Origin of the sequence: Neobacillus vireti, assembly GCF_036962345.1 — a bacterium.
GTDB classification, from domain to species: Bacteria; Bacillota; Bacilli; order Bacillales; family Cytobacillaceae; genus Neobacillus; species Neobacillus vireti_A.
In genome coordinates this window covers 176,527-201,001 of the sequence record NZ_JBALNB010000009.1, presented here as the reverse complement: position 1 = coordinate 201,001, position 24,475 = coordinate 176,527, and the positions used below count along the sequence as shown (strand labels likewise).

At 38.0% G+C, this 24,475-nt stretch carries 20 protein-coding genes and 1 pseudogene; 18 read left to right on the top strand and 3 right to left on the bottom strand.

Annotated features, from left to right (window positions below):
• Positions 1–77: 77 nt before the first annotated feature.
• From V7108_RS11685 to V7108_RS11640, 10 genes are all read left to right on the top strand, one after another.
• Positions 78–1,037 carry an aldolase catalytic domain-containing protein gene (locus V7108_RS11685; protein ID WP_335568322.1) on the top strand — a complete coding sequence of 320 codons (960 nt, stop codon included), beginning with the start codon at positions 78–80 and terminating at the stop codon, positions 1,035–1,037.
• Between the two features lie 194 nt (positions 1,038–1,231).
• Positions 1,232–2,020, top strand: a complete 789-nt coding sequence (locus V7108_RS11680; RefSeq protein ID WP_335515046.1) for a hypothetical protein — start codon at positions 1,232–1,234, stop codon at positions 2,018–2,020.
• A 5-nt stretch (positions 2,021–2,025) separates the two neighbouring features.
• Positions 2,026–2,490: a hypothetical protein gene (locus tag V7108_RS11675; protein WP_335515043.1), complete on the top strand. Its 465-nt coding sequence runs from the start codon at positions 2,026–2,028 to the stop codon at positions 2,488–2,490.
• A 222-nt stretch (positions 2,491–2,712) separates the two neighbouring features.
• A complete protein-coding gene (locus V7108_RS11670; protein WP_335515039.1) occupies positions 2,713–3,795 on the top strand; it encodes a Wadjet anti-phage system protein JetD domain-containing protein in 1,083 nt (360 codons plus the stop codon).
• Positions 3,786–5,300 (top strand): hypothetical protein, encoded by a 1,515-nt coding sequence (locus V7108_RS11665; RefSeq protein WP_335515036.1) that lies wholly within the window; start codon positions 3,786–3,788, stop codon positions 5,298–5,300. Before V7108_RS11670 ends, V7108_RS11665 begins: the two co-directional genes overlap by 10 nt.
• Positions 5,297–6,043, top strand: a complete 747-nt coding sequence (locus V7108_RS11660; protein ID WP_335515034.1) for a DUF6063 family protein — start codon at positions 5,297–5,299, stop codon at positions 6,041–6,043. Before V7108_RS11665 ends, V7108_RS11660 begins: the two co-directional genes overlap by 4 nt.
• Complete coding sequence (locus V7108_RS11655) at positions 6,021–10,490, top strand: hypothetical protein (RefSeq protein ID WP_335515030.1); 4,470 nt, start codon at positions 6,021–6,023, stop codon at positions 10,488–10,490. Before V7108_RS11660 ends, V7108_RS11655 begins: the two co-directional genes overlap by 23 nt.
• A 383-nt stretch (positions 10,491–10,873) precedes the next feature.
• Complete coding sequence (locus V7108_RS11650) at positions 10,874–12,619, top strand: alkaline phosphatase D family protein (RefSeq protein ID WP_335513898.1); 1,746 nt, start codon at positions 10,874–10,876, stop codon at positions 12,617–12,619.
• 320 nt (positions 12,620–12,939) lie between these two features.
• A complete protein-coding gene (locus V7108_RS11645) occupies positions 12,940–14,301 on the top strand; it encodes a cytochrome ubiquinol oxidase subunit I (protein WP_335513896.1) in 1,362 nt (453 codons plus the stop codon).
• A 12-nt stretch (positions 14,302–14,313) separates the two neighbouring features.
• Positions 14,314–15,354 carry a cytochrome d ubiquinol oxidase subunit II gene (locus tag V7108_RS11640; protein WP_335513894.1) on the top strand — a complete coding sequence of 347 codons (1,041 nt, stop codon included), beginning with the start codon at positions 14,314–14,316 and terminating at the stop codon, positions 15,352–15,354.
• Between the two features lie 121 nt (positions 15,355–15,475).
• Here the strand turns inward: V7108_RS11640 and V7108_RS11635 are convergent, their stop codons facing one another.
• The gene (locus V7108_RS11635; protein ID WP_335513892.1) at positions 15,476–15,670 is read right to left on the bottom strand and encodes an H-type small acid-soluble spore protein; all 195 of its coding nucleotides are present in this window, start codon (positions 15,668–15,670) and stop codon (positions 15,476–15,478) included.
• Positions 15,671–16,035: 365 nt separating this feature from the next.
• Between V7108_RS11635 and V7108_RS11630 the strand changes: the two genes are divergently transcribed.
• The 5 genes from V7108_RS11630 to V7108_RS11610 all read left to right on the top strand — a co-directional run bounded on the left by V7108_RS11630 (position 16,036) and on the right by V7108_RS11610 (position 20,002).
• Positions 16,036–16,218 carry a 4-oxalocrotonate tautomerase gene (locus V7108_RS11630; RefSeq protein ID WP_335513891.1) on the top strand — a complete coding sequence of 61 codons (183 nt, stop codon included), beginning with the start codon at positions 16,036–16,038 and terminating at the stop codon, positions 16,216–16,218.
• Between the two features lie 219 nt (positions 16,219–16,437).
• A complete protein-coding gene (gene thrC / locus V7108_RS11625; RefSeq protein WP_335513889.1) occupies positions 16,438–17,841 on the top strand; it encodes a threonine synthase in 1,404 nt (467 codons plus the stop codon).
• A gap of 148 nt (positions 17,842–17,989) precedes the next feature.
• Positions 17,990–18,628 carry a DNA-3-methyladenine glycosylase gene (locus V7108_RS11620; RefSeq protein WP_335513886.1) on the top strand — a complete coding sequence of 213 codons (639 nt, stop codon included), beginning with the start codon at positions 17,990–17,992 and terminating at the stop codon, positions 18,626–18,628.
• Between the two features lie 209 nt (positions 18,629–18,837).
• The gene (locus V7108_RS11615; protein ID WP_335513884.1) at positions 18,838–19,461 is read left to right on the top strand and encodes a chromate transporter; all 624 of its coding nucleotides are present in this window, start codon (positions 18,838–18,840) and stop codon (positions 19,459–19,461) included.
• A gap of 1 nt (position 19,462) precedes the next feature.
• Complete coding sequence (locus tag V7108_RS11610) at positions 19,463–20,002, top strand: chromate transporter (RefSeq protein ID WP_335513883.1); 540 nt, start codon at positions 19,463–19,465, stop codon at positions 20,000–20,002.
• 102 nt (positions 20,003–20,104) lie between these two features.
• Here the strand turns inward: V7108_RS11610 and V7108_RS11605 are convergent, their stop codons facing one another.
• Entirely contained in the window at positions 20,105–20,443 is a 339-nt protein-coding gene (locus V7108_RS11605) for a replicative helicase loader/inhibitor (protein ID WP_335513881.1), read from the bottom strand.
• Between the two features lie 230 nt (positions 20,444–20,673).
• Between V7108_RS11605 and V7108_RS11600 the strand changes: the two are divergent.
• A pseudogene (locus V7108_RS11600) lies at positions 20,674–21,463 on the top strand (DUF2935 domain-containing protein).
• A gap of 124 nt (positions 21,464–21,587) precedes the next feature.
• Complete coding sequence (locus V7108_RS11595) at positions 21,588–21,734, top strand: hypothetical protein (RefSeq protein WP_335513878.1); 147 nt, start codon at positions 21,588–21,590, stop codon at positions 21,732–21,734.
• Positions 21,735–21,856: 122 nt separating this feature from the next.
• Here V7108_RS11595 and V7108_RS11590 read toward each other — a convergent pair whose 3' ends face one another.
• The gene (locus V7108_RS11590; RefSeq protein WP_335513876.1) at positions 21,857–22,714 is read right to left on the bottom strand and encodes a YhcN/YlaJ family sporulation lipoprotein; all 858 of its coding nucleotides are present in this window, start codon (positions 22,712–22,714) and stop codon (positions 21,857–21,859) included.
• A gap of 455 nt (positions 22,715–23,169) precedes the next feature.
• On the opposite strand from V7108_RS11590, the gene V7108_RS11585 reads away from it, so the two are divergent.
• The gene (locus tag V7108_RS11585) at positions 23,170–24,387 is read left to right on the top strand and encodes an MFS transporter (RefSeq protein ID WP_335513873.1); all 1,218 of its coding nucleotides are present in this window, start codon (positions 23,170–23,172) and stop codon (positions 24,385–24,387) included.
• Positions 24,388–24,475: the final 88 nt, after the last annotated feature.

Genomic DNA, 24,475 nt, shown 5'->3' with positions numbered 1-24,475 from the left:
CAGTAAGAATTTTAGCGCATTAAAGTATATAATATACAAATAATATTAAAATAAGAAAATCAGGAGGAATTACTTTCATGGAACAAAGTAGTAAAATTTTAGACTGCACCATTCGAGACGGAGGCTTAGTTAACAATTGGGATTTCAGTGTCGAATTTGTTCAAGACTTATATAATAGCTTAAGCGCAGCGGGTGTTGAATATATGGAGATAGGATACAAAAACTCCCCAAAACTACTCAATGCCACAGAACCAAATCCATGGAGATTTTTAGATGATAACTTCCTGAAAGAAATTTTCCCTGAGAAAAAATTCACGAAGTTTTCTGCTTTAGTAGATATTGGACGTGTAGATCCAAATGATATCCTGCCTCGAGAGCAAAGTGTTTTAGATATGATTCGCGTGGCATGTTATATCCGCGAAGTAGATAAAGGGTTAGAACTTGTTCAAATGTTTCATGATTTGGGCTATGAAACTTCCCTTAATATTATGGCTTTATCCAGTGTACCTGAAAAACAGCTTACAAAAGCATTTGAAATGGTGAAGGAAAGTCCGGTGGATGTAGTATATATTGTCGATTCCTTCGGAAGCTTAGATCCAACGGATATTGCGCACCAAGTTCAAAAGTTTAAAGAATTGATTCCTAACAAACAGCTTGGGATCCATACACATAACAACATGCAGTTAGCATTTGCCAATACATTAACCGCGATGCAAAACGGGGTTACCTACCTTGATTCATCTGTATATGGCATGGGTCGTGCTGCAGGTAACTGTAATACAGAACTTCTCGTTAGTTACATACAAAAACCAAGCTATGAACTTAAGCCAGTCCTTGGAATGATTGAAAAGCATATGTTAGAAATGCGCCAAAAGTGGGAGTGGGGCTATATCATTCCTTATATGATTTCCGGTGTACTCAATGAACATCCACGTGTTGCCATGGCTTACCGTGATAGCGCGGACCGTGATAAATTCGTCAATTTTTATGATAAAGTAACATCACCAGAATCCAATATTGCTCCAGCAAACAAATAAAGTAGACTAATCAAGTACATCTCTGAATTGAGGTGTACTTTTTGTTGTTCATATGAACTTTTTAATAATATTTTCCTTTATGGGAAAAATAAATCAAATTGGATATTCCAGTAAAAATATCAGATTCTTGTTATGTTGTCTCGTATAAAAGCGACAAAGTAGTTCAGTAAGAGATGGGGTTAATTGGTGAATTTATGAATAATTATTCGAATGATAATACAGCTAGACGCTATATTGCTGATGTTAGCATGTTTGGTACATCCCAAATTCATTTAAGGAATCCATATATCATTGCCTGGTGGTCAGTAGCATTTCCTGGTTTGGGACATTTGCTTTTGGCAAAATATCATAGGGGATATATATTGATTATTTGGGAAGTTATTGTAAATGTTAATTCTCATCTTAACCAGGCAATGGTATTCTCCTTCCAGGGAAATATCCATTTAGCTAAGGATATATTAGATACAAGATGGCTGCTAATGTATATCCCAGTTTATTTGTTTGGAATATGGGATAGTTATCGATCGACAGTTGACTTGAATGCTATTTATATTTTAGCCGATCATGAAGGTCATCGTTATAACACATTCAGTATGGGACCATTTGGAATGAACTACTTAGACAAAAGAAAACCATTTTTAGCTATATTATGGTCACTATTTGCCCCGGGTCTTGGGCAGCTCTATCTGCATAGAACGATCACTGCCTTTTTTCTAATATTTTGTTGTATAGTCTTCTGTTATTTTTCACATTTTTTTGAAGCGGTTTCTCTTTTGTTTTTAGGGAAAATCCAAGAATCTATTTCAGTTTTAAATGCTCAATGGCTGCTATTCTTACCATCCATCTATGGATTTGCGGCATATGATTCTTATATAAATACAGTCGAAAATAATAAACTTTTTAAGAAGGAACAAATGAAATTTCTAATGGAAAACTATCAACACCCAAGCTTTTCAATTTTAAAGGGACGAAAAGTGAAGTGATATGTATGCAGTTGTTTGCTACCTTTGAAAGTAATAATTATTTGGAAATCGCTATTGTCACACTTGAGAAAAAAGGAATAAATAAAGAATCAATATTTGCTATTCCCCTTGATAATCGAACACAGGACCTCAAGCTGTTTGATACTCTACATCGCGCCGATGGCACCACATTGATTGACATAGGGATGGCACTTGCAACAGCTTTCTCTGTTATTGGTGCGAGTATCGGGTTCAAACTATCATGGGGTCCAATATATTGGGGATTAATTGGTGCAATAATTGGTTTTTTTGTGGGTGTCGGTATTAGACTTATTATTGAAAAGGTCATAAAAAAAAATAAAAGACTCCTAAAAGGTAAATATTCAGAAATTATCTTAATTGTTGACTGTGAAGAATGGCAAGTTGAACTAGTAGAAAATATTTTATGGAATCATTTTGCCTTAGGGGTGGCAAAGGTTAGCAGTAAATAAAGGTTCTTGGACAAGGAGAAGGGTTCTTTGTCCACTGTCTTACCGCACGGTGAATTTTTCACTGTGCGGATTTTTTTAGCGCAATTTCAGACTTCTGTGAGGAGCGTATTGGATCGTTTTTAGTTTGTTACTATTCTAATAAAATTTCAATTACCAACCATATCGCAACTAGTTTATAATAAAGGATGTCCTAAATGGTTAGTATTCTTAAGACTCTATGAAATGAAGCAGGTGAGTACAATCGACATCATTGAAACACGGGTGAGAGGTTTCATAGCTGATATACAGCACCCTAAACAGAAAAAGAAAATTAATAGTAACGATTTAGAATTCCAGTTACGGAAGCTTACGGATGATTATTTCGATATGGACGGTTATACATTATTTTACCGTGCCATCGAAACCTTGACAGCTGAAGGACAACTAATTCCTATACAAAATAATCAATATAATGGCAGAAATCCAGCGCTCCCCTTATATTACTGGGTGAATATAAAAGATCAGTCAGCCAAATGGGATCGCCTCGCGATGATGAAACTAAGTGACCAGTTTGATTTTTCTTTTTATGAACGGCATCCCGAATGGCAAACGATAGAGGAATGGAAACACATTCAGCATGTCTATACCTTTCTCCAATCGAGTCAGGAACGGGAAGTTGTCTCAGTAGAAGAAAGAAGTTTAGAGCTCTTTGGCCATGAAAAATTCTTGCTCGACGCTGATAGCTTTCCTGAGGGAAAAGGTTTTTTAACAAGGATTGGAGTAACAGAAGACCAGCTTAAAATGGTGAACTACGGAGAGCCCTTTGTATTTTGGATGAAACAAGGGAAAGAAATGAAAGATATTCAGAGAGTACTAATTGTTGAGAATCTATCTTTCTTTCATACTTCTATTAAGTTATTGGAAGCAAACCGACTGGATTATGAACCTGAACTGATTATTTATGGTGAAGGTACGAAAATTGAACGAAGCTTTTCCTTTTTCATTCGAATGTTTCCGCCGAACAACTATCTTTTCTATTATGCAGGTGATCTGGATGCTGCCGGATACGGTATCATTAGCAGGCTGATCGGAAAATACCCGGATTGCTGTATTCAGCCTGCCTTGAAAATTTATCGTAAAATGTTCGAATGTCTGGATAAAAGAAACAATCAAAAACAAGGCCAAACACAAAATCACAACTACCGCGATGCTTTCTTTCAATGGTTTACCGAAGAGGAGCAAAAGGTATTAAAGCAATTATGGCAGGAAAACAAACGGATCCCGCAAGAAGTTTTAACAATTGAAACATGGAGGAGATGGCAGTGAACGAATCATGGGAAGGATTCGGCAAGCGTGTGCAAAGACTAAATCCACTGTTTGAGCTTGGGAGGGGAATGGAAGTAGGGGAATTGAAACCCCATATACAAACCATTCTCATGCACGTGCTTCTTACTATCTTTTACCGAGAATTAAATGATGATGATCATCGGCGAAAAGCAGATATCAGGTATATGGTAGAAGACTCTATAAAACAAATGAAGCTTTTAGCAGATGAGAAACAGGTGGAACGGATTACCAGCGGGCTCCTGTATCAAGGTAAAGAAGAATATAGTAAACCGTTTGAAGCTCTATATTATGATGAAATAAGACAATCCTGGGAGACGCAGACATTTAGATATGTCACGATGGATGAATTATACACAAATTTAGAGATGGGCGGAACGATTGTTTATAAACTGACGGATGTCGCTCAGGAAATGATTTTTATCAGCAGAGAAATGGCGGAGGAATTCTCCATTACGATTGAACAGCTCTATAGTATGCAGCTGATTAAGAATGGTAATTTTAGAAAAGCTACTCGTAACCTCGATCACCTCATTTCACGGGTAAACCGCTTAATGGCAAATGAATTCTCCTTCCAAAAGGAAATGATCAACAATCCCAAAATCTTATTGATTGAAGAAGAATGGCAAAGAGCAGACAATCGTGTTGAAATAGAAAAGCAATTTGAAGAAGAAAAAAATCACTTTCGGACCATATCGAGTATGATCGATAAGACAAAACGTAGAAATGAAGAAGATGATTATATCCAGAATGAATTAATTCTTCTTCAGGAGAAAATTGGCCATACCAGACAATTGCACGACCGTTTTGCCAAACTGGTCATTCAAAATATCTCCTATGAGATGAAATTAAAAGCGGAAAATCCTTCATTGTTTTGGGAAAACAGTCTGGTTTCATTTCGCGAGCATTTTTATGAAAATTGGTTCTTGAAGGAAGGGGTTCATGCTTTTACAGATTTAGAAAAAGTCCTTTCTCCTTTATTTTCGCCAAAGAATGAATTTATTTTGCCTCTCGATTGGATTTGGGGGGAGCAGGAATTCAATGAAAAACCATTATCTGAAACTATTATTGAGGATGAGACAGAGGATAGTATTACTCATCCGCGCGTGACGAACTGGGATTCGGTGATAAAAGCATGGAGTTATGTTTTTCAATTTTTGCAAACCAACGGTGAGTTTTCGTTAACAGATATAAAGCAACTACCGTTAGAAGTACAGGATTTGTGGTTTGAAGAATCTGAAACGATTGATTTGTGGATGATGTTCGATAAAAAGCCGTTAAAAATCCAAGTGCTTCAACGAAAGGAAGAAACCTTAAGTGATGAGAGAGAAATTCTCCTCTATAAACTAATGAAGGAGTATCCACAATTTGAAATGTTTGAAGGCTTTAAAATCTTCACGATGTTTGATCACCGAGCCGAGCCTTTCTTATGGTATCAAATGAAAATAACCCCTTTTAAAATATGTATTGAGGAGGAGAAGAGATGAACGCGGATAGTATCAAAAAAGCGTCAGCTGTCTACTTTACACTATTAAAAGATAAAGTCATCGACGAGAATAGTGAACATTTCCAGACTTATTTTGATCCAGAAGTGAGACAGACTGTTCTTTTATTAGCAGACGAATCCGGTACATATATCATTGAAGCGCCTAAACGTATCCATTTAGTTGTTCAGCCAACTGGTTCCGTCTTTGCTACGAATTTCACCCATTTGAAAGATAAACACAAGCAAGTGGAAACGAAAAAACATTTTCATCTAATTAGCATCATCATTATGTGTTTTTTAGCAGCCATCGATCGCAACCAGGCGGCAAAAATCCGTACAAAGCGGGAAGGGATTAGCTTCTACGCTTTAGAACGACAAATCAATGAATTAATCATTAAATGGGAAAGCATTCTTAAAAATCAACCGACCTTCGGGGAAGAAGAACGGATCGATATGAAGGAAGTGGTGACCACATGGAAGTACATGGAGGTCGATACGGACGATTTTGGATTAAAAAAAGGGAATAGACGGACGAGAATCGGATTAATTGCGGGTGCTATGCGATTATTAGAGACAGAGGGACTTATCGTCATTTTAGATCGGGACGATATTGCCAAGGTTATTCCTAGAAATGAGCTTTTTGAGCGGATTGAATACTTGTATCACGATTATGACCGTTATGAACTTTTTAAAAAGTTAATGACATCAGAGGAGGAGAAGCATGCCGAAAATCCATCGAATTAGAATTGTCGGCCTCAAGTATGATGGCATGCAAAAACAATATAAAGATACGACGTTTAATTTTCATAACGATGAAACATCAACAAATGGTCTGATTGCCATGATGAATGGCGGGGGAAAAGGTGTTTTCCTGCAGACCATTTTCCAAATTCTTAAACCAGGAACCTCTTGGGGTAAGCAAAACAATCGTTATTATCAGCAATTCTTCTTTAATAATAAAGAGCAGTTTATTCCCTATACCTTTCATGTACTCATTCAGTGGGAATTAGACGGAGCTGAACGCCGCCATCTGATAACGGGAGGAATGTTCTCAGCCGAACAGCGCATCTCCATGAGTGAAGAAAGTGGTAGTGAGAGTAACACATTGGAGCAGGAAGCAAAAATCCTCCCTAATATTACATTCTACACACGCGAATTTGAACGGAAGGAAGAGACAGCGCTAGAACATATTCCGCTCTATGAAAATGGTGAGGTTGCTGAAACTGAAAGCTTAAAAGACTATTTAAAATGGAATGGATATGACGTTTACCGAGATACGAAGAAGCACTATCGCATCCTTGATACGTATGGTATTAACCGTAAAGACTGGGATATTATGAAGGACATTAATAAGGATGAAGGCGGCGTTGGGAAATATTTCGAGGGAGCTGAGGATGATCATTCACTGTTCCAAAAACGAATCATCCCTACTGTAAGTCAAGTCTTACATCGAACCGAGCACCAAAAAAACGATCTTGTGGAGATATTTAAGAGTCAGGCAAGTATTGCAAAGGATCTGCCAGTACTTTTAAAAAGAGAGCAAGCGCATAAAGAGTTTTTAGAAGACATTGTCCCCTTTGAAGAGCACTTAGCTAGTGGGGTAGAACATAAAGAAATTGTTCAAGCAAGTATACAGACAGGAAGGCAGCTTCTTGGTGCGCTGGAGCATTTGAAGCAAACAGAAGAGGAACGTTTGCTTACTTTACAGAAAGACATAGAGAAACTAATTATTAAGCAGGCTGATTTACGTTATCAAAAGGATAATTTAGAGTTTGCAAAAGCTCACAGAGAGATCATGGATTGGGAAAAGAAGTTAGTACTAGAAAAGGAAAAACATGTTACCTTACAAGGGATTGTCATAGAGAAACAGGAAAGAAAAGAACAACTTGCCTTTCAAGCTTTATTAAAAGAATGGTATGAAAACGAACAGAGTATTGTTTCACTCTCACAGCAGATTGCGACGTTAGAGCAAAATAGCGGTTTAGAGCAAGTAAATCAAAGAATGGACGAAATTAAGCAATTAGCGAAATCTCAGTGGGCGGATGCTTTTTTATCGTTACAGGAAGGGATGAAACAGTATGCAGGATATCAAAAGTTCTTAACTAAAAAAGCAAAGGAACTGTCGCAGCAAGATAAACAAAAGACAAAAGACATTGCACAGCTTGGTACAGAAATTGATTTTCTATATACACAAATGCATAGCTTTGATTCTAAGGAAGCTGCACTCGTTCAAGAATTTGGTGATCGTTTAACCTATGACTTAAAGGGCTTAACCAATAGTTTCTTGAAACAAATTGACGAGAAAAAAGCAAGATTAGCAGAGCTCCATTTAAAGAATAAGGAATCTAACGAGAAGCAGAACAAGTTAGCAAATTCACATGGTACTCTCGTCCAATCGATTCAGTTTTCAGAAGCAAAATGTGAGGAATTAAACCTCGCAAATGAAAAGCAAAAAGAAAGAGAATCAAAACTTTTAGATAAGCTTCATGGTTTATTAGATGATGTGACAGTCCCGTTTACGCACTCGCTCTTATCGAAGTATAGCTTACAAATAGAAGAAGCACTGAGCAATAACCGCCAGCAAGCTGAACAAATGAAAAAAGAACTTTGGGAAACACAACTCGATCATTCCTTAAACGATGAGCCCTTCTGGATTGCTAATAAAGATGTGAAAGAGTTAAAGGAATGGATTGATGAGAAGACTGGTATTGATGTCTTTTATGGTACTCAATTTCTTCAGTCATTAAGTCCCGGAGAATTAGCGGATACCCTTATCACGCATCCACTCCTTCCATACGGTTTGGTCGTAAGCGGTCAGCAATGGCAAAAAATCAACCAGCAGGTTCTTTCAGGAAGAATGTTTAAAAGTCCTGTTCCAATTTTCTTGCGTGAAGAAATGAACAATGAACAGCACCACCCATCATTTGTCATCCTTAACGGAAACGAGAAGGAGCTTTTAACCGATAAAAATCAATTCACCAGTTGGAAAGTAAAGATTGCTAAACAAATAGAAGATAGGAAAGATACACTCTTTGAAATTGAAAAAACAGAAACATCCTTGCGTCGTATTTTAAAAGAAATCGATCGTTTTTCATCAAGTGATCTTTCTATTGATATCGAAAAAGAGATGATTCAGGAACAAAATGCTCTTCTTTCTCTGAAAACGAAACTACAAGAAATTAAGACACAGGAAGAGAAAGAAAGAGAATTCCAGCTTACTTTAAAAGAACAGCTGGAAAAGATACAAGGCAAAATAGAAAAGCTTACAAGAAATGTAAAAACTTTAGAGGGTTTTGACCTAGAAAAAATGCAGCACCAAGAAAATAAACGGGTGAAACTAGAAAAAGAGAAACAGAAGGAAGCATTAGATTCTAAGCAACAAGAAATAGGAAAAGAGCACCAACATACAGTTGAACTTCAAAACCAGTGGAATCAAACATACCTAGAATGGAAACTTACAACCGAACAAAATATTAAGGTAATTGCTTTCTTTATTGAAGAAGCCGTTTTTCCTGCTGAACAAAAAGGTGACCAAAGTGAAGAGGTCCCTCGATTATCACCACATTTATTACAAGAGATAAATGGAAGCATCGAAGAGCTAAAACAGCTGCAAAAATCAAAAGAAGAACAGGCGAGGGAATTACTTGTTCTTCAAGCAAGAAAGGAAACGGAGCAAAAGCAGCAAAAGAAATTAGAGAAAAAACTCCATACACATGATGAGGATTGGAAAAATGCGGCTGAACCTGAAGAACCAATCAGTATATTAGAAAACATGCTGCAAAATGCTCAAAAGGAAGCGAAGACAGCAGAAAAAGAAGAACGGGAACAAGGCACTGCAGTAACCGTTGCTGAAACAAGCTTAAAGCACGCAATCGAACAGCGTGATAAATTAGGAAAAAAGATAGAAAAGCATGAAAAACAGCCAGAAGCCTGGGAAGACCTGGACTTAGATATTAAAGAAATAGAAATAAAAGACCAAACGAAGGTCACGAAAGAGGAAGTAAAGAAAGCTGAGAAGGTTCAAAAAGAAACAGAAACGAATATTGCAGGCTTTGAAGGAGACTTATTAACTCTATCGGTTATCCTTAAAGAGGAAGCTGCTGTATTTACGAATGATGATGTTGAAAAAATTAAGAGTCAAGGGAAAGTATGTATCTTATCCTGGTGTGAAGAACATCAAGCCATTCAAGAAGAAGGCCAGGAAAAGCATGCGAAAATTGACCAATCATTGCGCAATTTAAAGCTCACCATTGAAGGAAAAGATTGGGAGATTCGTTTTAAAAATGAAGTATTAACCACACTAGACCATTTGGATACAAGGCATTATACACATATCCAGAGCATTGTTAAGAATATGAAGCGTTTTTCACAGAGTGGTTTGGAACAATTAGAGCGCGATAAGGAAAGAGCAGAAAAGGCTCAAAACTTCTGGGCAAGCCGTGCCAGCATGAAAGTGATGAGCATATCAGAGGCGATTCGTTCGATGGTGGCAAAGATGAAGCTGAAGAATGAACGAGGATCATTTCCGCTTGTTCAGCTAAGAGAGGATATCTTACCTAAAAAGCCTGAAGATATCGAACCACTGCTAAAACAGCATTTTGTTGCTGCGATTAACAAAATTACAAAACAATTTGATTTAATTGATGAACAAAATCGGGCATTGGACGAAGAAATAAAACAACTGATTAGTGATGAGCAAATATTATTTGTCTCACTAAGAAATCGTTATCCTGAGCTTTTGGTCTACAACATGCGAACGGATAATGCTTTTATGTACGGAAAGCCGCAAAGAGAGCATTATTCCACTTGGCAGACCATTAATCAAGGTTCTAAAACGAAATCGGATGGCAGTGGAGGTCAAAAACTGTCTGCCCGAATGGTCATGATGATGATGTTATTATCGGTTAAAAGCGAAACCGATCAAAGCTGGGTTCCGTTGGTCTGTGATAATCCATTTGGACAGGCTGCTTCAGCACATGTCCTTGACCCGATTTTCGCTGTGGCCGAAAAACTGAAGTTCCAATTCATCGTCGTCACTCCGCCTGAGCTGGTAAAAACAGAAATCAGCCAAAGATTCGAAGCCTATTATAAATTGGATTTCATTCGTGAAAAAGGAAAAGAAATAGTCTCCGACACGATTGTTCCAGCATTTCGGATTTATCAGGGAGAGGAAGTTACTCAGGTAAGGTAACCAAAATTGTAATATGAGAATTAACGTAAAAATCCCACTTTTCCGTATGGAAAGTGGGATTTTTAATTTACTTGAGCCACCCATATAAGCTAAGAAGCATTATGTATAATAAACTGAATGATAGTTTGTAAGTTTTTTATGAATATAATATTAAAAAAAACAGGAGAGAATGACTATTTAAAGTCAATGAATTTGCCTTGCTAGAAAAACTTATGAGGTGTAATTTTAATTTTTATTCCTATCTATATTGAAAGGCCTATTATAAATGAACCACCTATCGGACTACATACTATTTTTCTATTTACAATCTTCATAATATTTTAACAAATCCTAGTTATAATCTAAGTCGTGGTAAAAATATGTAATCTGAGAGGGGAAAAGTTATGACAAATTTGGAAGATATGATTAGGAAGTTTAACGAACAAAACTTTAAGAAAAATTTAGACCGCCGCGGCTTTCTTCACGGAGCCGGCAAGATCGCAGGTTTGTCCCTAGGGCTGACCATTGCTCAATCATTGGGAGGATTTAAAGTAGAGGCGGCTCCTAATTTCACAGAATATCCTTTCACTCTTGGTGTTGCTTCAGGAGATCCGCTGTCAGACAGTGTCGTATTATGGACAAGGTTAGCTCCAGATCCGTTAAACGGTGGAGGAATGCCAGCTCATGTCGTTCCCGTTAATTGGGAGCTGTCCACAGACGAAAACTTCCGAAACGTAATCAAACGAGGTACGGAACATGCTTCTCCTAATCTCGCACATTCAGTCCATGTAGAAGTGAGCGGCCTGAAGGCTAATAGTGTTTATTTTTACCGTTTCAAGACTGGTAATGAAATAAGTCCTGTTGGAAAAACAAAAACCTTACCGGCAGCAGGTGCCAGCGTAGCAAGCATGACATTTGCATTCGCTTCCTGTCAGCAGTATGAACACGGCTATTTTACTGCGTACAAGCATTTGGCGAAAGAGGATCTTGATCTTGTATTCCACCTTGGCGATTACATATATGAATACGGTACGAACGAGTATCTTTCACCAACGGGCAATGTCCGTGCCCATAAAGGCGACGAAATTATCACGATTGAAGATTATCGCAATCGCCATGCCCAATATCGTTCTGATGAACACCTCAAAGCTGCTCACGCTGCATTCCCGTGGGTGGTTACATGGGATGACCATGAAGTGGAAAACAACTACGCAAATGTCATTCCAGAAAAAGACCAGTCTGTAGAAGAATTTATCAAACGCCGTGCTGCTGCTTACCAAGCTTATTACGAGCATATGCCGCTCCGAAGGTCGTCATTGCCTCACGATGGCGGCATGCAATTATACCGGGATTTTACATATGGTGGTTTGGCGAATTTCTATGTCCTTGATACGCGCCAGTACCGTGATGACCAGGCGAATGGTGATGGATCAAAAGCTCATACACCAGAATCCTTGGATCCAAAACGCACTCTTCTTGGGACAGAGCAAGAAAAATGGCTGCTTGATAATTTAGGAAACTCTAAATCTCATTGGAACGTCCTTGCCCAGCAGATTTTCTTTGCTCAGCGTAAATCTGGAAGCATCACTGCACCAAAATTCAGTATGGATTCATGGGATGGCTATCCGGCAGCACGCCAGCGCATTACGGATTTCGTTGCTGGCAAAAACATAAACAATGTTATCGTTCTTACTGGAGATGTCCATGCAAGTTGGGCTTCAAACCTAACGACAGATCACAATAATCTAGAGGCTCCAATTTTTGGAGCAGAATTTGTTGGAACATCGATTACATCGGGTGGAAATGGCTCAGATTGGCGGGCAGATACGGCTAAATCTTTAGAGGATAACCCGCACATCAAATTTTTTAATAATTACCGCGGTTACGTTCGCTGCCGGGTCACTCCTGAACAATGGCGTGCAGATTACCGTGTAGTCCCATTTGTAACTGAGCAGGGAGCAGATATTTCAACAAGAGCGTCATTTGTTTTTGAGAAAGACCAGCAAGGGCTTAAAGAAATTGCGGCAACTACAGTACCAATGGGTGTTCAAATGTCTAAAGAAGTGGAAGAAGACCGCCACCGTGCCCACTCCCGTGCGCACGAAAAGCAAATGGAGAAAAAGCGCAAACGCGAGGCTGTTACGAATTAAATTTAGTGGAAAGCGAAAACACCTGCACTTTCCACTGTTAATAATTATTTACAAAAACAAATCACAAGAAGAAAAATTAAAGGTTCACGCATTCTTTGTTTTTATGCTTCTAATCTATGCCCCAATCGCTATATCGCAGGAATGGTTGATCCAATAATCCTTTCTGACATGCCAACTTTGGGTCACAATATGTAAATATAAAAATCTCACCGTCAAAATTGAAGGTGAGATTTTTATATTGAAATATCACTTACTCTACATATTAATGGTTCTTTTGGAAATAATTATCAAGACCATGATACGTAAGGGGAGAATTCAATTTGAGTGATTTATTATTTGCCCGTTCCTTATTTGGAACGACAATGGCCTTTCATATAATTTTTGCCACGATAGGCGTCGGTTTGCCGCTCATGATTTTGGCTGCAGAGCTTCTCTATCAAAAAACAAAAGATCAAGATTATGTAGTAATGGCGAAACGTTGGACTAAAGCATTTGCAGTTTTACTTGGTGTTGGGATTCCCACCGGTACGATAGCGGGTACGCAATTATCGTTACTTTGGCCTGGTTTTATGGAAGTGATAGGTAGAGTAATGCCTCTTCCTTTCCAAATCGAAATCTATGCTTTTTTTATTGAGGCATTGTTTATGTCGATCTACGTCTATGCAGCAGAAAGAATAGCTCCTTGGATGCGAATCGTTAGTTTAGTTCTGGTGGCAATTGGGGCACTGTCCTCTGCCGTCTTAATTACCAATGTCCATGCCTTCCAAGGTACACCAGCTGGGTTCCGTTATGAAGATGGGAAATTCCTCGATATTGACCCTTGGGCTGCTTTTTTTAACCCAAGCTTCTTTGTTACAGCCGGACATGTGGCATTGTCTGCCTATGTAGTAGGAGCTTTTGTTGTCGCGTCTGTTGCGTCTTTTAAAATGATGAAAAATAAAATCGGATCGAGAGTATATCTGTTTCATCAAAAAGCACTGGTTCTAAGTCTTGTAGTGGGGGGGATTTTTGCTTTTCTAACCGCTTTAAATGGACATGAATCTGCTCAATACCTGCATAAATACCAGCCGGAAAAATTAGCAGCAGCCGAAGGGTTATTTGAAACACAATCCCATGCACCCTTAGCCATAGGTGGTTTTACCGACCCAAAAACGAAAGAAATAAAAGGAGCTATCGAGATACCTTGGGCGCTGAGTTTTCTCGCCGGGAACAGTTTTGATACAGTGGTTGTCGGTTTAAACGATTATCCGGAAGAGCTATGGCCGCCATTATTCATTCATACTCTTTTTAATGGAATGGTGTTCATCGGCTCCGCCCTGATTATGGTTCCTTTACTCATTTTCGTCTGGAGAAAGGTCTTTAAAAAAGCACATTACCCGAAGGTCATTCTTTGGGGGCTTGTAACAACCGGTCCGCTGGCAGTGATCGCCATTGAATGTGGATGGATTTTTGCCTGCACAGGCCGTCAGCCATGGGTAATCTACCATATCTTATCGACGGCAGAGTCTGCAACAACGGCAACCAACTTAGGTCCACTTTTTGTATCGTTTATTATTGTCTACATAATCTTAGGGCTTTCTGTCGTGCTTGTATTACTCTACTTCTTTAGAAAAAACACAGAATTAGATGATATCGAGCGTGCAGAGAAAAAAAGCATCCCATTATTTAGTTCAAATTCATAGGAGGAGAAACATATGGCTGATGCTCTTATTGCAATTACCGTGCTGTGGGGGTTCGTGTTCATCTACGCTGTCATGGCCACAATGGATTTTGGAGCCGGCTTTTGGTCAATGGTTTACATCAACCGGGAAAAAACGAAAGCAACGAACATTGCCAATCGCTATTTATCACCTACTTGGGAAGTAACAAATACCTTTATTGTTGCGTTGGTGGTTGCTGTTTACAGCCTTTTTCCAAGTGCGGCCAATATTCTGGGGACCATACTACTGATTCCCGGCAGTTTGATCCTTCTATTACTGGCATTACGGAGTGCATTTTTAGTTTTTTCAAACATTGCGACGGAATATAAAAAGCCGTTAACCTACATTTCTGGTATTGCAGGAATCATTATTCCCGGCTTGTTAATTAGTGTATTGCCGATTACACATGGTCACTATGTTGATATTGTAGATGGCAATGCGAATTTAAATCTTAGTAAGCTCTTTTCGAGCCCCAATGAGTATGCCTTCATCGGGTTTGCGATCACGAGTACACTTTTTCTCTCTTCATTATTATTAGCAGATTATTCAAAGGCTTCAAATGAAATGGAAGCTTACCGAGTGTACCTTCGGGATGGAAAAATTCTTGGTCCGATATCATTAATTATGGCATTGCTAATTGTGATTACCTTAAAAAGTGAGGCTGGTTGGTTATACAATAAAATGATGGAGGATCTTCCGTTACTATTGATCTCGGTCGGCTTCTTTTTAATTATTGGATACGGGTTATATGCGCCAAATCCTTTTCAAAAAGGGGAACGAGGCATGCCAAGACTCGCTGTTGTTGCCGTTACCTTTCAGTATCTGATAGCAAGCTATGTCTATGGAAAGGCCCATTTGCCGTATATCATCTATCCAAATGTTACAATTGAGTCGGCATTTACAGACCCTAACTCCTTTAGGGCGGTGTTTATCACCTATATCGTAGGATTTGCAATCCTCTTCCCTGGCTTTATTTACTTTTGGAGTTTATTTATGAATGATAAGCGATATTTGAGGCAAAAGGGGAACCAGTGAAAACATAAAAAAATCTCACCTATAGGTGGGATTTTTTTGGACATGATGTGCAGAATTAGTAGATGATAATGGAGATTAGAACATGTTTCCTTTTTAAAAGGTTGTTTTAAATGGTACCTATTCACGTATAATACTCTCCTGTTTCTTCCAAATCATTAATCGGTACGATTTGTCTCTCACTATGAATTCCTCGTTCGGATACAATCGCTTTATTTGATATATCATCTATGCTCTCAATCCAAATAGGAATTCCATGATAATGTACTGCTATTTCTTGGTCGGAAGTAAGGATTTTTTTGGCACGATCTAGATTCATATGAACACCTCAACATTATGTTTTCCGAACATCAAATTTATATTCTTAAGAAGTATTACGGTTTTGGTTCGTTTATCGTTCAATGGTATTCCATTAGTTGGCTTCGGATTCTATTCTTCGGATTTCGTGCGGCTGCATTAGGCTCCAATCAATTGAGTTGCTTGAATAGCTAATAAGTTGTTAGAATTTGATATAACCATTAAGTGCAGGGATTTAAAGGTTCGTAATGGCAATGTAATTCTAACTTTCGGCACTACAGCTGCAGTTAAGTTAAACTCTGGGGATATTGTAATCGGGAAATTTGATGGTTTGGTGAAGTATCCTTTTCCAATACGAATTTAAAAAAATGTCAGGAGTTGGTTTGAATGCCTATTATTCATGTGCAAATGATGGAAGGAAGAACAAAAGAAAAAGTGGCAGAATTAATTCGTAATGTTACGAACACCGTATCCGAAACACTAGATTCACCGAAGGAGAATATAAGAGTCCTCGTAACCGAGATTCCAAAAACCCATTGGGGAAAAGCTGGGGAGCCTGTAGAAAAATAGGTATATGACTAAGCATGGCAGTAGATACCACCATCCTATGATTCATTCCTTCCTACAAGGTTGAATGTTTATAAATAAATGTGCGTTAAAAAACAATAATTCATAGACTATTCACGCAATTTTGTATTAAAATGAACTTTATATATTTAGTTTTATTAAAAATATTGGTAAATCTCCCAACGAGGGAAATAAAACTTTTAGGATAAACTGGAGGCAGCTATGAACTTTGTTAGTACACGCGGAAATGTAAGTAGAATTGGTTTTATTGATACAGTCTTAATGGGATTAGCAAATGATGGAGGATTATTAGTACCTGAGAGAATCCCGCAAATTCCAGCAGAAAAGTTAGAAGAAATGTCTACATTAACTTATCAAGAATTAGCATACGAAATCTTTTCTTACTATGTTGATGGGGAGATCCCAGGCGATGAGTTGAAAGTATTAATCGAGAAAAGCTATGCTACATTTCGACACCCAGAGGTAACACCCGTTCAAAAGCTGAAGGATAACATGTATGTTCTAGAACTTTTCCATGGGCCAACCTTTGCTTTTAAAGATATTGCACTGCAATTCTTAGGAAATTTATATTCTTATGTATCCAAGAAGACAGGAGAGTCTATTCATATTCTTGGCGCTACTTCAGGGGATACAGGGGCATCAGCGATTGAAGGTGTAAGAGGAAAAGAAGGCATTCGCATTTGTATATTGCACCCCCATGGCAAAGTAAGTAAGGTACAAGAATTACAAATGACCACTGTGGATGATGAAAGTGTTTTGAACTTAGCGATTACAGGAACGTTTGATGATGGTCAAAGAATCATCAAGGAATTGTTCGCGGATGTGGATTTTAAAAACAAATACCATATGCGTGCGATCAATTCTATAAATTTTGTTCGTATCATGGCACAAACGGTTTATTATTTCTATGCCTATTTCCAAGTGAAAAAAGAGATTAACGCAGAGAATATTAACTTTAGTGTGCCAACAGGGAATTTTGGAGATATCTTTGCTGGATATCTTGCAAAGAAAATGGGCTTACCGGTGGGGAAACTCATCGTTGCTACAAACGAGAATAATATTTTAGAGGGCTTTATCCATGATGGATTGTACAAGCCTGGTGAATTCCGCAGCACCTATAGCCCTTCCATGGACATCCAAGTAGCCAGCAATTTTGAGCGCTATCTCTATTACTTGCTTGGAGAGAATCCAAAGGCTGTTTCGGTTTTGATGGAAAAATTCAATTCAGAAGGCAATATTGTCGTAAGTGAAGAACTGCTTAAACAGGTGAAAGAAGATTTTGCTGCATATGGTGTAAAAGGGGAAGAATGCTTGGAAACAATCAGTAAGTATCATGCTGAAACAAGTTATTTATTAGACCCACACACTGCATGTGGGGTTGCTGCATACGAGAAGTGCAGTCCACTAAGTGAGGTTTGCGTCACACTAGCCACTGCTCATCCGGCAAAATTTAATGAATCAATCGAACGTTGTAATATCCAACAGACATTCCCTGAACAAATTAATCAATTGTTTAATAAGCCACAGTATCTAGAGGTTGTGGAAGCTGATAAAGCGGAAGTTGTTACTCATTTAGAAAAGCTTTTTAGCTTATCCGCAAAATAAAAACACAAAATTAGGTTCTTGTTAACTTAAGAGGTATCTTCCTTCCTGGAAGGTGCCTTTTTTCATTTTTCGAGTATATCCATTTTTAATTATCAGTAAATAGGGTAAAACAATAAGAAAATCATTTTTTGGAGGTTGACTATTTATCATGGGTGAATTTCCAAATGAAATATTTCCGCTGCCAAAGGAATTTTTTGAACAGCCAACCCTAGAACTGGCAAAGGCATTGCTTGGGTGCCTTCTGGTAAAAAATACAAATCAGGGTATGGCTGCAGGATTTATTGTAGAAACAGAGGCATATATAGGTCCCGGGGATAGGGCTGCACACAGCTTTAACAACAAGAGGACAGCAAGAACAGAGGTCATGTTCCATCGTTCTGGCATTGCTTATACGTATCTCATGCATACCCACTGCCTTTTCAATATAGTCAGCGGCAGTGAAGAAAAACCTGAGGCCGTATTGGTCCGCGCCATAGAACCCCGGTATGGGATTGAGCTTATGAAAATCAGGAGAGGTATCGAAGATTTAAAAAATCTTACCAATGGCCCTGGGAAACTGACCAAATCATTGGGCATTACCATGGACGACTATGGCAGTTCACTTACACTTCCGCCATTATATATAGCTAAAGGATATTGTCCAGAAAGTATATCAGTCGGGAAAAGAATTGGAATCGACAACTCGGGTGAAGCCAAGGATTATCCATGGCGGTTCTGGGTTACCGATAATAGATTCGTATCAAGGCACCAAAAATTTGAATACAAAATCAATCCATCATCATTTTAAGCAGGCTCCTATGATTTACTTTTTTCTGGAAACTTAGGACCTGGCTGGATTTCAACCATATAACATTTTGTTATATCCTATGCATTTGTTGCAATATACCTCCTTTACTATCCATGTTATCGTAGTAACTAAGGATAACGTATACAGAGAGTTTTATATTAATCGATTAGCAGAAGAATCACATAGATAAATCGAAAGGAGAATTAAAAATGAAAGATGGATGGATGAAGTTATTTTGGATTTTCTGGACGTTTTTTAAAATTGGGCCGGTGACGTTCGGCGGAGGGTATGCCATGATTCCGCTCATCGAAAGAGAAGTCGTACATAAGAAGAAGTGGCTGAAAATCGAGGATGTGACGGATGTTTTTGCGCTGGCCGAGTCCATTCCAGGCGCCATTGCAATTAATTCTTCAACCTTTATCGGGTATAGAATTGGTGGAATTAGAGGAGCAGTTGCCGCATTATTAGGCATATTTTTACCAACTTTTTTCATCGTAGTTGTTCTTAGTATTGTTTTTCTTCAGATTCAAGGAAATCCCAAAATTGAGGCAGCATTTCAGGCCATTCGTGCATCCATTGTTGCTCTAATTGTTTATGCAGGGTATATGATTGGTAAATCCGCTATTATTGATAAAACCACTCTATGTATTTCCGTAGGAGCGATATTCATTTTATTATTTTTCCATTTACATCCTGTGTTACTAATCTTATTTGGGATATTCCTTGGAATCATGCTCGTTAAGGTCAAAAATCGTTTAGGTTATGATTCTCTTAAAAAGAAGAAATACACGTCACAAAATGAATTAGAATGGTATATGGGGGAAGGGATATAACATGATACTAATTGAGCTATTCTGGACTTTCTTAATGATCGGTTTTGTTTCATTTGGTGGCGGTTATGCAATGATCCCCATTATTGAACTAGAGGTATTTAAACATGGATGGATGACAACACAACAGTTTACAGATGTAATTGCAGTTGCCGGTATGTCACCTGGGCCTATTGCAACAAATAGTGCTATCTTTGTAGGTTACCAGGTTCAGGGTATGACAGGAGCCATTGCGGCTGGGTTAGGAATGGTGATTCCATCTTTGTTACTCGTCATTATTATTGGAATGTTTTTTAGTAGAATCAGTAAAAATAAATATGTTGAATCTGCTTTCTATGGATTACGTCCTATTATTACCGGGTTAATTGGATACGCAGCGATTAAATTTGCCATTAGTAATCATTTAGTAGATACTTTTAGCTGGCACTCTCTTAGTCTTTTGCTGATATTTTTATTTTCTCTTTTTGCTTTAATAAAACTTCGCTTACATCCTGCATTAGTGATTGTATTGTCTGGTATAGTGGGTGCTGCCATTTATTCATAAATAAAAAACATGAAACCGAATAAATGGTATCAGCCGCTTACTTCTGCGGCTTTAATATTTACCTTTGGAATAGTTGAAAATAGTAAAAGGATTCCTTCCGCATTAAATAAATTTTCTTGGTGAATATTCGGCGAGCCAGGCAGGTGTCGGTCCCCGCCTATTTGATTTAGGGTCACGTTCAATTCTCTCACGTCCCTTCTTCATCCAGTCTTGTAATGATTCTGGAAAATTGTTTTCTTCAAAGGGAAATACAGCAATATCGGTAATAGCAGGTGGAAAAGGACTTTTTCTAATATGATTTTTCACCTTTGCCATCACTTTCTCAAAATCCATTTCAGAACAAAATTCAAACCATTGCTGTATCGTTTCGTCCTTGAATATGCAGTGGGAATAAACCGATTCAATCATTGCTAAAAGTTTTACTACTTCTGCCTTGGTCATTGAGCTTCCTCCTGTAATGAGTTTTTCCCTTCCTCAATCAAACGTTCGATCTGATTGGACATCGATTCTCTCTCTGATTTTGTCTGCTATTTCTAGTTTTGTCCTGATAACCTTTTCGCAATACGATTTAAGAATAAATAAAAATTATTGGTACCAATAGGTAATTAAGACTAACAATCATTTCAAATATATTTGATGGAGTGCAGTGTTTATAAATGAGGGGGGACAGAATGGCAACTGATTCGATTGTTTCTAGGTCATTAGACGAAATTGCATTTTGGTCCAGGATCATGAAAGAACATTCTTTGTTTTTAAGTTTAGGTTTCACATATGAGCAGAAGCAATTGATTGAGGAAGCACGGCAGTTTATGGATTATTCGAAAGGATTGAGGAAAAGCTGTCTAGATTTTCAGTAAATTCGGACCCTCATCAAGTTCAGGCTTTTAATACCGAGGTTTATCAAGAGCTGCAGCAATCTATGGGTATAAAAAGGAAGATATTAGATTTAACACTTCGCTGTCAAATCAGGCACAACAATTTTCCTTTGTTGGTTGATCAATTAGCAGAGAAGCAGCTTATTTTGCAAATCGACTAAAAGAATTAAACGAAGGAATATTAGCCCCAACCCCGGATAAAGTCATTGAAGAAAATGTATTTTTTTTAAAAATTATGGCTGATCACGCAAAGTTTATTGGACACCTTTTAGATCCATCGGAAAGAAAATTAGTTGACCAGGCAAGAGAGTTTAGTCATGATTTTGACCAACTTCTTTTTCAAGCAGTAGATTTAGATTATATGCGACCACAATCTAAAACAAAACCAATTCTAGATCAATTTCTAAACCAGAATAGGGTTTCTGTTGCTTCTTTAAGGGACTTCAAGAAAACAACAAGAGATTTAATAGAAGCTTGTCGTATTAAGAGCAATATTCATCCTCTTTTAGCTGATCATACATTCAGAGAAGCGGAAAGGTTCCTGGAAATTATAGATATGTTTGAGGCAAACCTGAAAGGGGCATAAAATTTAATCAATGAAGCCGCGTATGCGACTTTTTATTTTATAATGAACTAAATAAATTATATTGTTGTATATTAATTATCATCTCCATTAATAATAAAAATGTTAAACAAAGGAGATGAATTGAATGAAAACAAAGGATGATTTCCTTACAGGAGCTAAAGTGACAAAAGATAATCAGGTTTATGGGACTCCTAATAGCAAAAGCAAGAACGGTACAGGTGATTCACCAAATGATAATTCTGGAAAGAATAAAAAGGGACTTGATCGTTAAGGCCGCAGCCAAGATAATTCTTGGCTGATTTTTTTACATCTAACTTTATTTTTTAAATAAATTTAAAATTGGAACGGGAAAACTGACGATTTGTAATGATCGCCAGTTTTACCATTAAACTATTACTGGAAAAACCTTCCAACAGTATCAGTAAAATCATTCCAAATACCATCTCTGTTTCGTCCATTTTGAATATCATTTGTATAGGTGTTCATTTGGTTATAGAAATCGTTATCGTATGAAACATAAACATTGTGAATTTTTTTATCAGCGGCTCTAACCTCATCAGCTATTCTTTGCTCAAGACGAGTGGATACTTCTTTATAGGTGGTATCGCCTGTTACATTATTACCATTCAGACCAGTGTTGGTATTGCCAGTATTTGTTCCCATTCCATTATTACCGGTGTTTGTGTTAGTTCCAGTTATACCATTAGTCCCAAAACCAGTGTTAGTTCCATTTAAACCTTCAGTCCGAGCAACCGTATTGTTTCCGGTTATGGAGCCAGTCCCTTTATTCATGTTTCTACCTGTAGTACCAGCATTTGTTTTGTTTCCGGTAATCCCGGTATTACCGGTATATTGGGTATATCCAGCATTATTGCCGTTTCCATTCCCGTTATACGAAGTATTGATCTGATTACCAGTTCCTGTGCCGGCGCGGTCTCCAGTAGTACCTTGGTTATTGTTTAATCGGACTGCCACGTATGCATCGTTGTTACGGATAATTACATGGGCTTGGTCAACTTCACCTATACGTTCTACATTGTTTGCGGCGCGAGTTGAAACTCTTAAATTTTGGTTCGAAACATTTCTTCCCGTAACACCATTGTTATCATTGTTTCTAACGTTGTTTCTAACATTGTTTACTCCAAAATGGCCACCGTTGTTATCACTGCCTGCATTATTATTATCTCCTGCACAACCAGTTAAACCGATAAGGGTTGAGGTTAAAACGAACGTAATCAAGCCTTTTTTCAAGTCATGTCAACTCCTAAAAAAATTATCTTACAGATATATCGTGGCTTATCTAAGTGGAAATATTCGAGTAGATGAGATGTTAAATAATAACTTTTAAAGAAAAATTGCCAAGTTTTTTCTCCAATATGAAAAGTGGACAAAGATCGCCTTTGGTAAAAAAAGTGTAATTGGGAAAAAATATTTTTATAAAAAAACTACAATCGGACCCCGCTTATGGGGCAATTTGACATAGGAATTTATTTTTTTACTATATTGTCATCTGATTATTAACATGTTACTATTAGTTGAAATTAAATTCCCTTTAAATCTGGTCCAGAGAGTCCAAAAAGGCGAAGGTAAAATTCATACATATAACTTCTATGTCTGAATACCCTTTTGTCCTTTGGATGAAAGGGTATTTATTTTTTAAACCATCTTTTAAATAAGTCCTGTGAGGCTTGAAAGGAGAATGACAATTGGATTATCGTAAAAAGACAGTAGTCGCATCAGTAGCAGGTTTAACATTAGAGGGAATGGATATTATGTTTATATCCTTTGCGATGTCGATGATTATAGCGGAATTTCATATTGATATGGCAGCGGGTGGACTTATTTCTTCTATTACGAATATAGGAATGCTTGCTGGGGGAGTTATTTTCGGTATTCTAGCAGATAAATTTGGGAGAGTTAGAATATTTACCTATACTATCCTGCTATTTGCAGTCGGGACAGCGTTAACCGGGCTGGCACAAAATATTGAACAAGTTTATCTATTTCGATTTATTGCTGGTTTAGGAGCAGGAGGAGAATACGGGATAGGTATGGCACTTGTCGCAGAGGCATGGCCAAAAAATAAACAAGGACGAGCTTCTTCTTATGTTAGTGTTGGTGCGCAATATGGTGTAATCCTGGCAGCACTTCTTAGCGCGATGATCCTTCCTACATTGGGATGGAGAGGATTGTTCTTCATTGGATTGGCTCCGGTCATATTCGCCTTTATCGTGCGAAAGAAACTTGACGAATCACCGGTATGGTTAGCAACACAAAGGAATAAACAACATGTACAGAAACAAGGAAAGTTAAAGCAGCTGTTTGCAACACCTAGAATAACTGGAACAACGCTTGGTTTAGCAATCATGGCAACAGTTCAAATTGCAGGTTATAATGGTTTAATGATTTGGCTGCCATCTATGCTCCAACAATCACAAGGGTTATCAGTCTCAAGCTCAGCTCTTTGGACCATTAGTACTGCAGCAGGAATGATTGCTGGGATGTTAACTTTTGGACAATTTATCGATCGTTTAGGTATGAAACGCTCTTATGGAATTTTCTTGCTCGCTTCCGCGGTAGCAGTCTTTCTATACTCCTATGCGTCTGGCAGTGCAGGTCTTTTGATCGGCGGTGCGATCGTAGGATTCTTCTCGAACGGAATGTTTGCCGGTTATGGAGCATTAATTAGCAAGTATTACTCAGTAGAAATTCGCAGTACAGCAACAAACACAATCTTTAACTTTGGCAGGGCCTTAGGGGGATTATCTCCTATATTAGTTGGATATATCCTGCAACATGCAAATGTAACGGTAGCAATGGGATATCTTGCGGCGCTTTATTGTATCTCGTTCATAGCAATGATTAGTTTACAAAAAGGAAAAGGCAGTCAAGAAGATATCAGTCATCTATCTAAAGCAGTGTAAGGTTAGTATAAAAGCCATTCTCTCCAATTTAAAAAGGAGGGAATGGCTTTTTTATAAAATGCTCCTGATTCACCTTGGTATTGCTGAT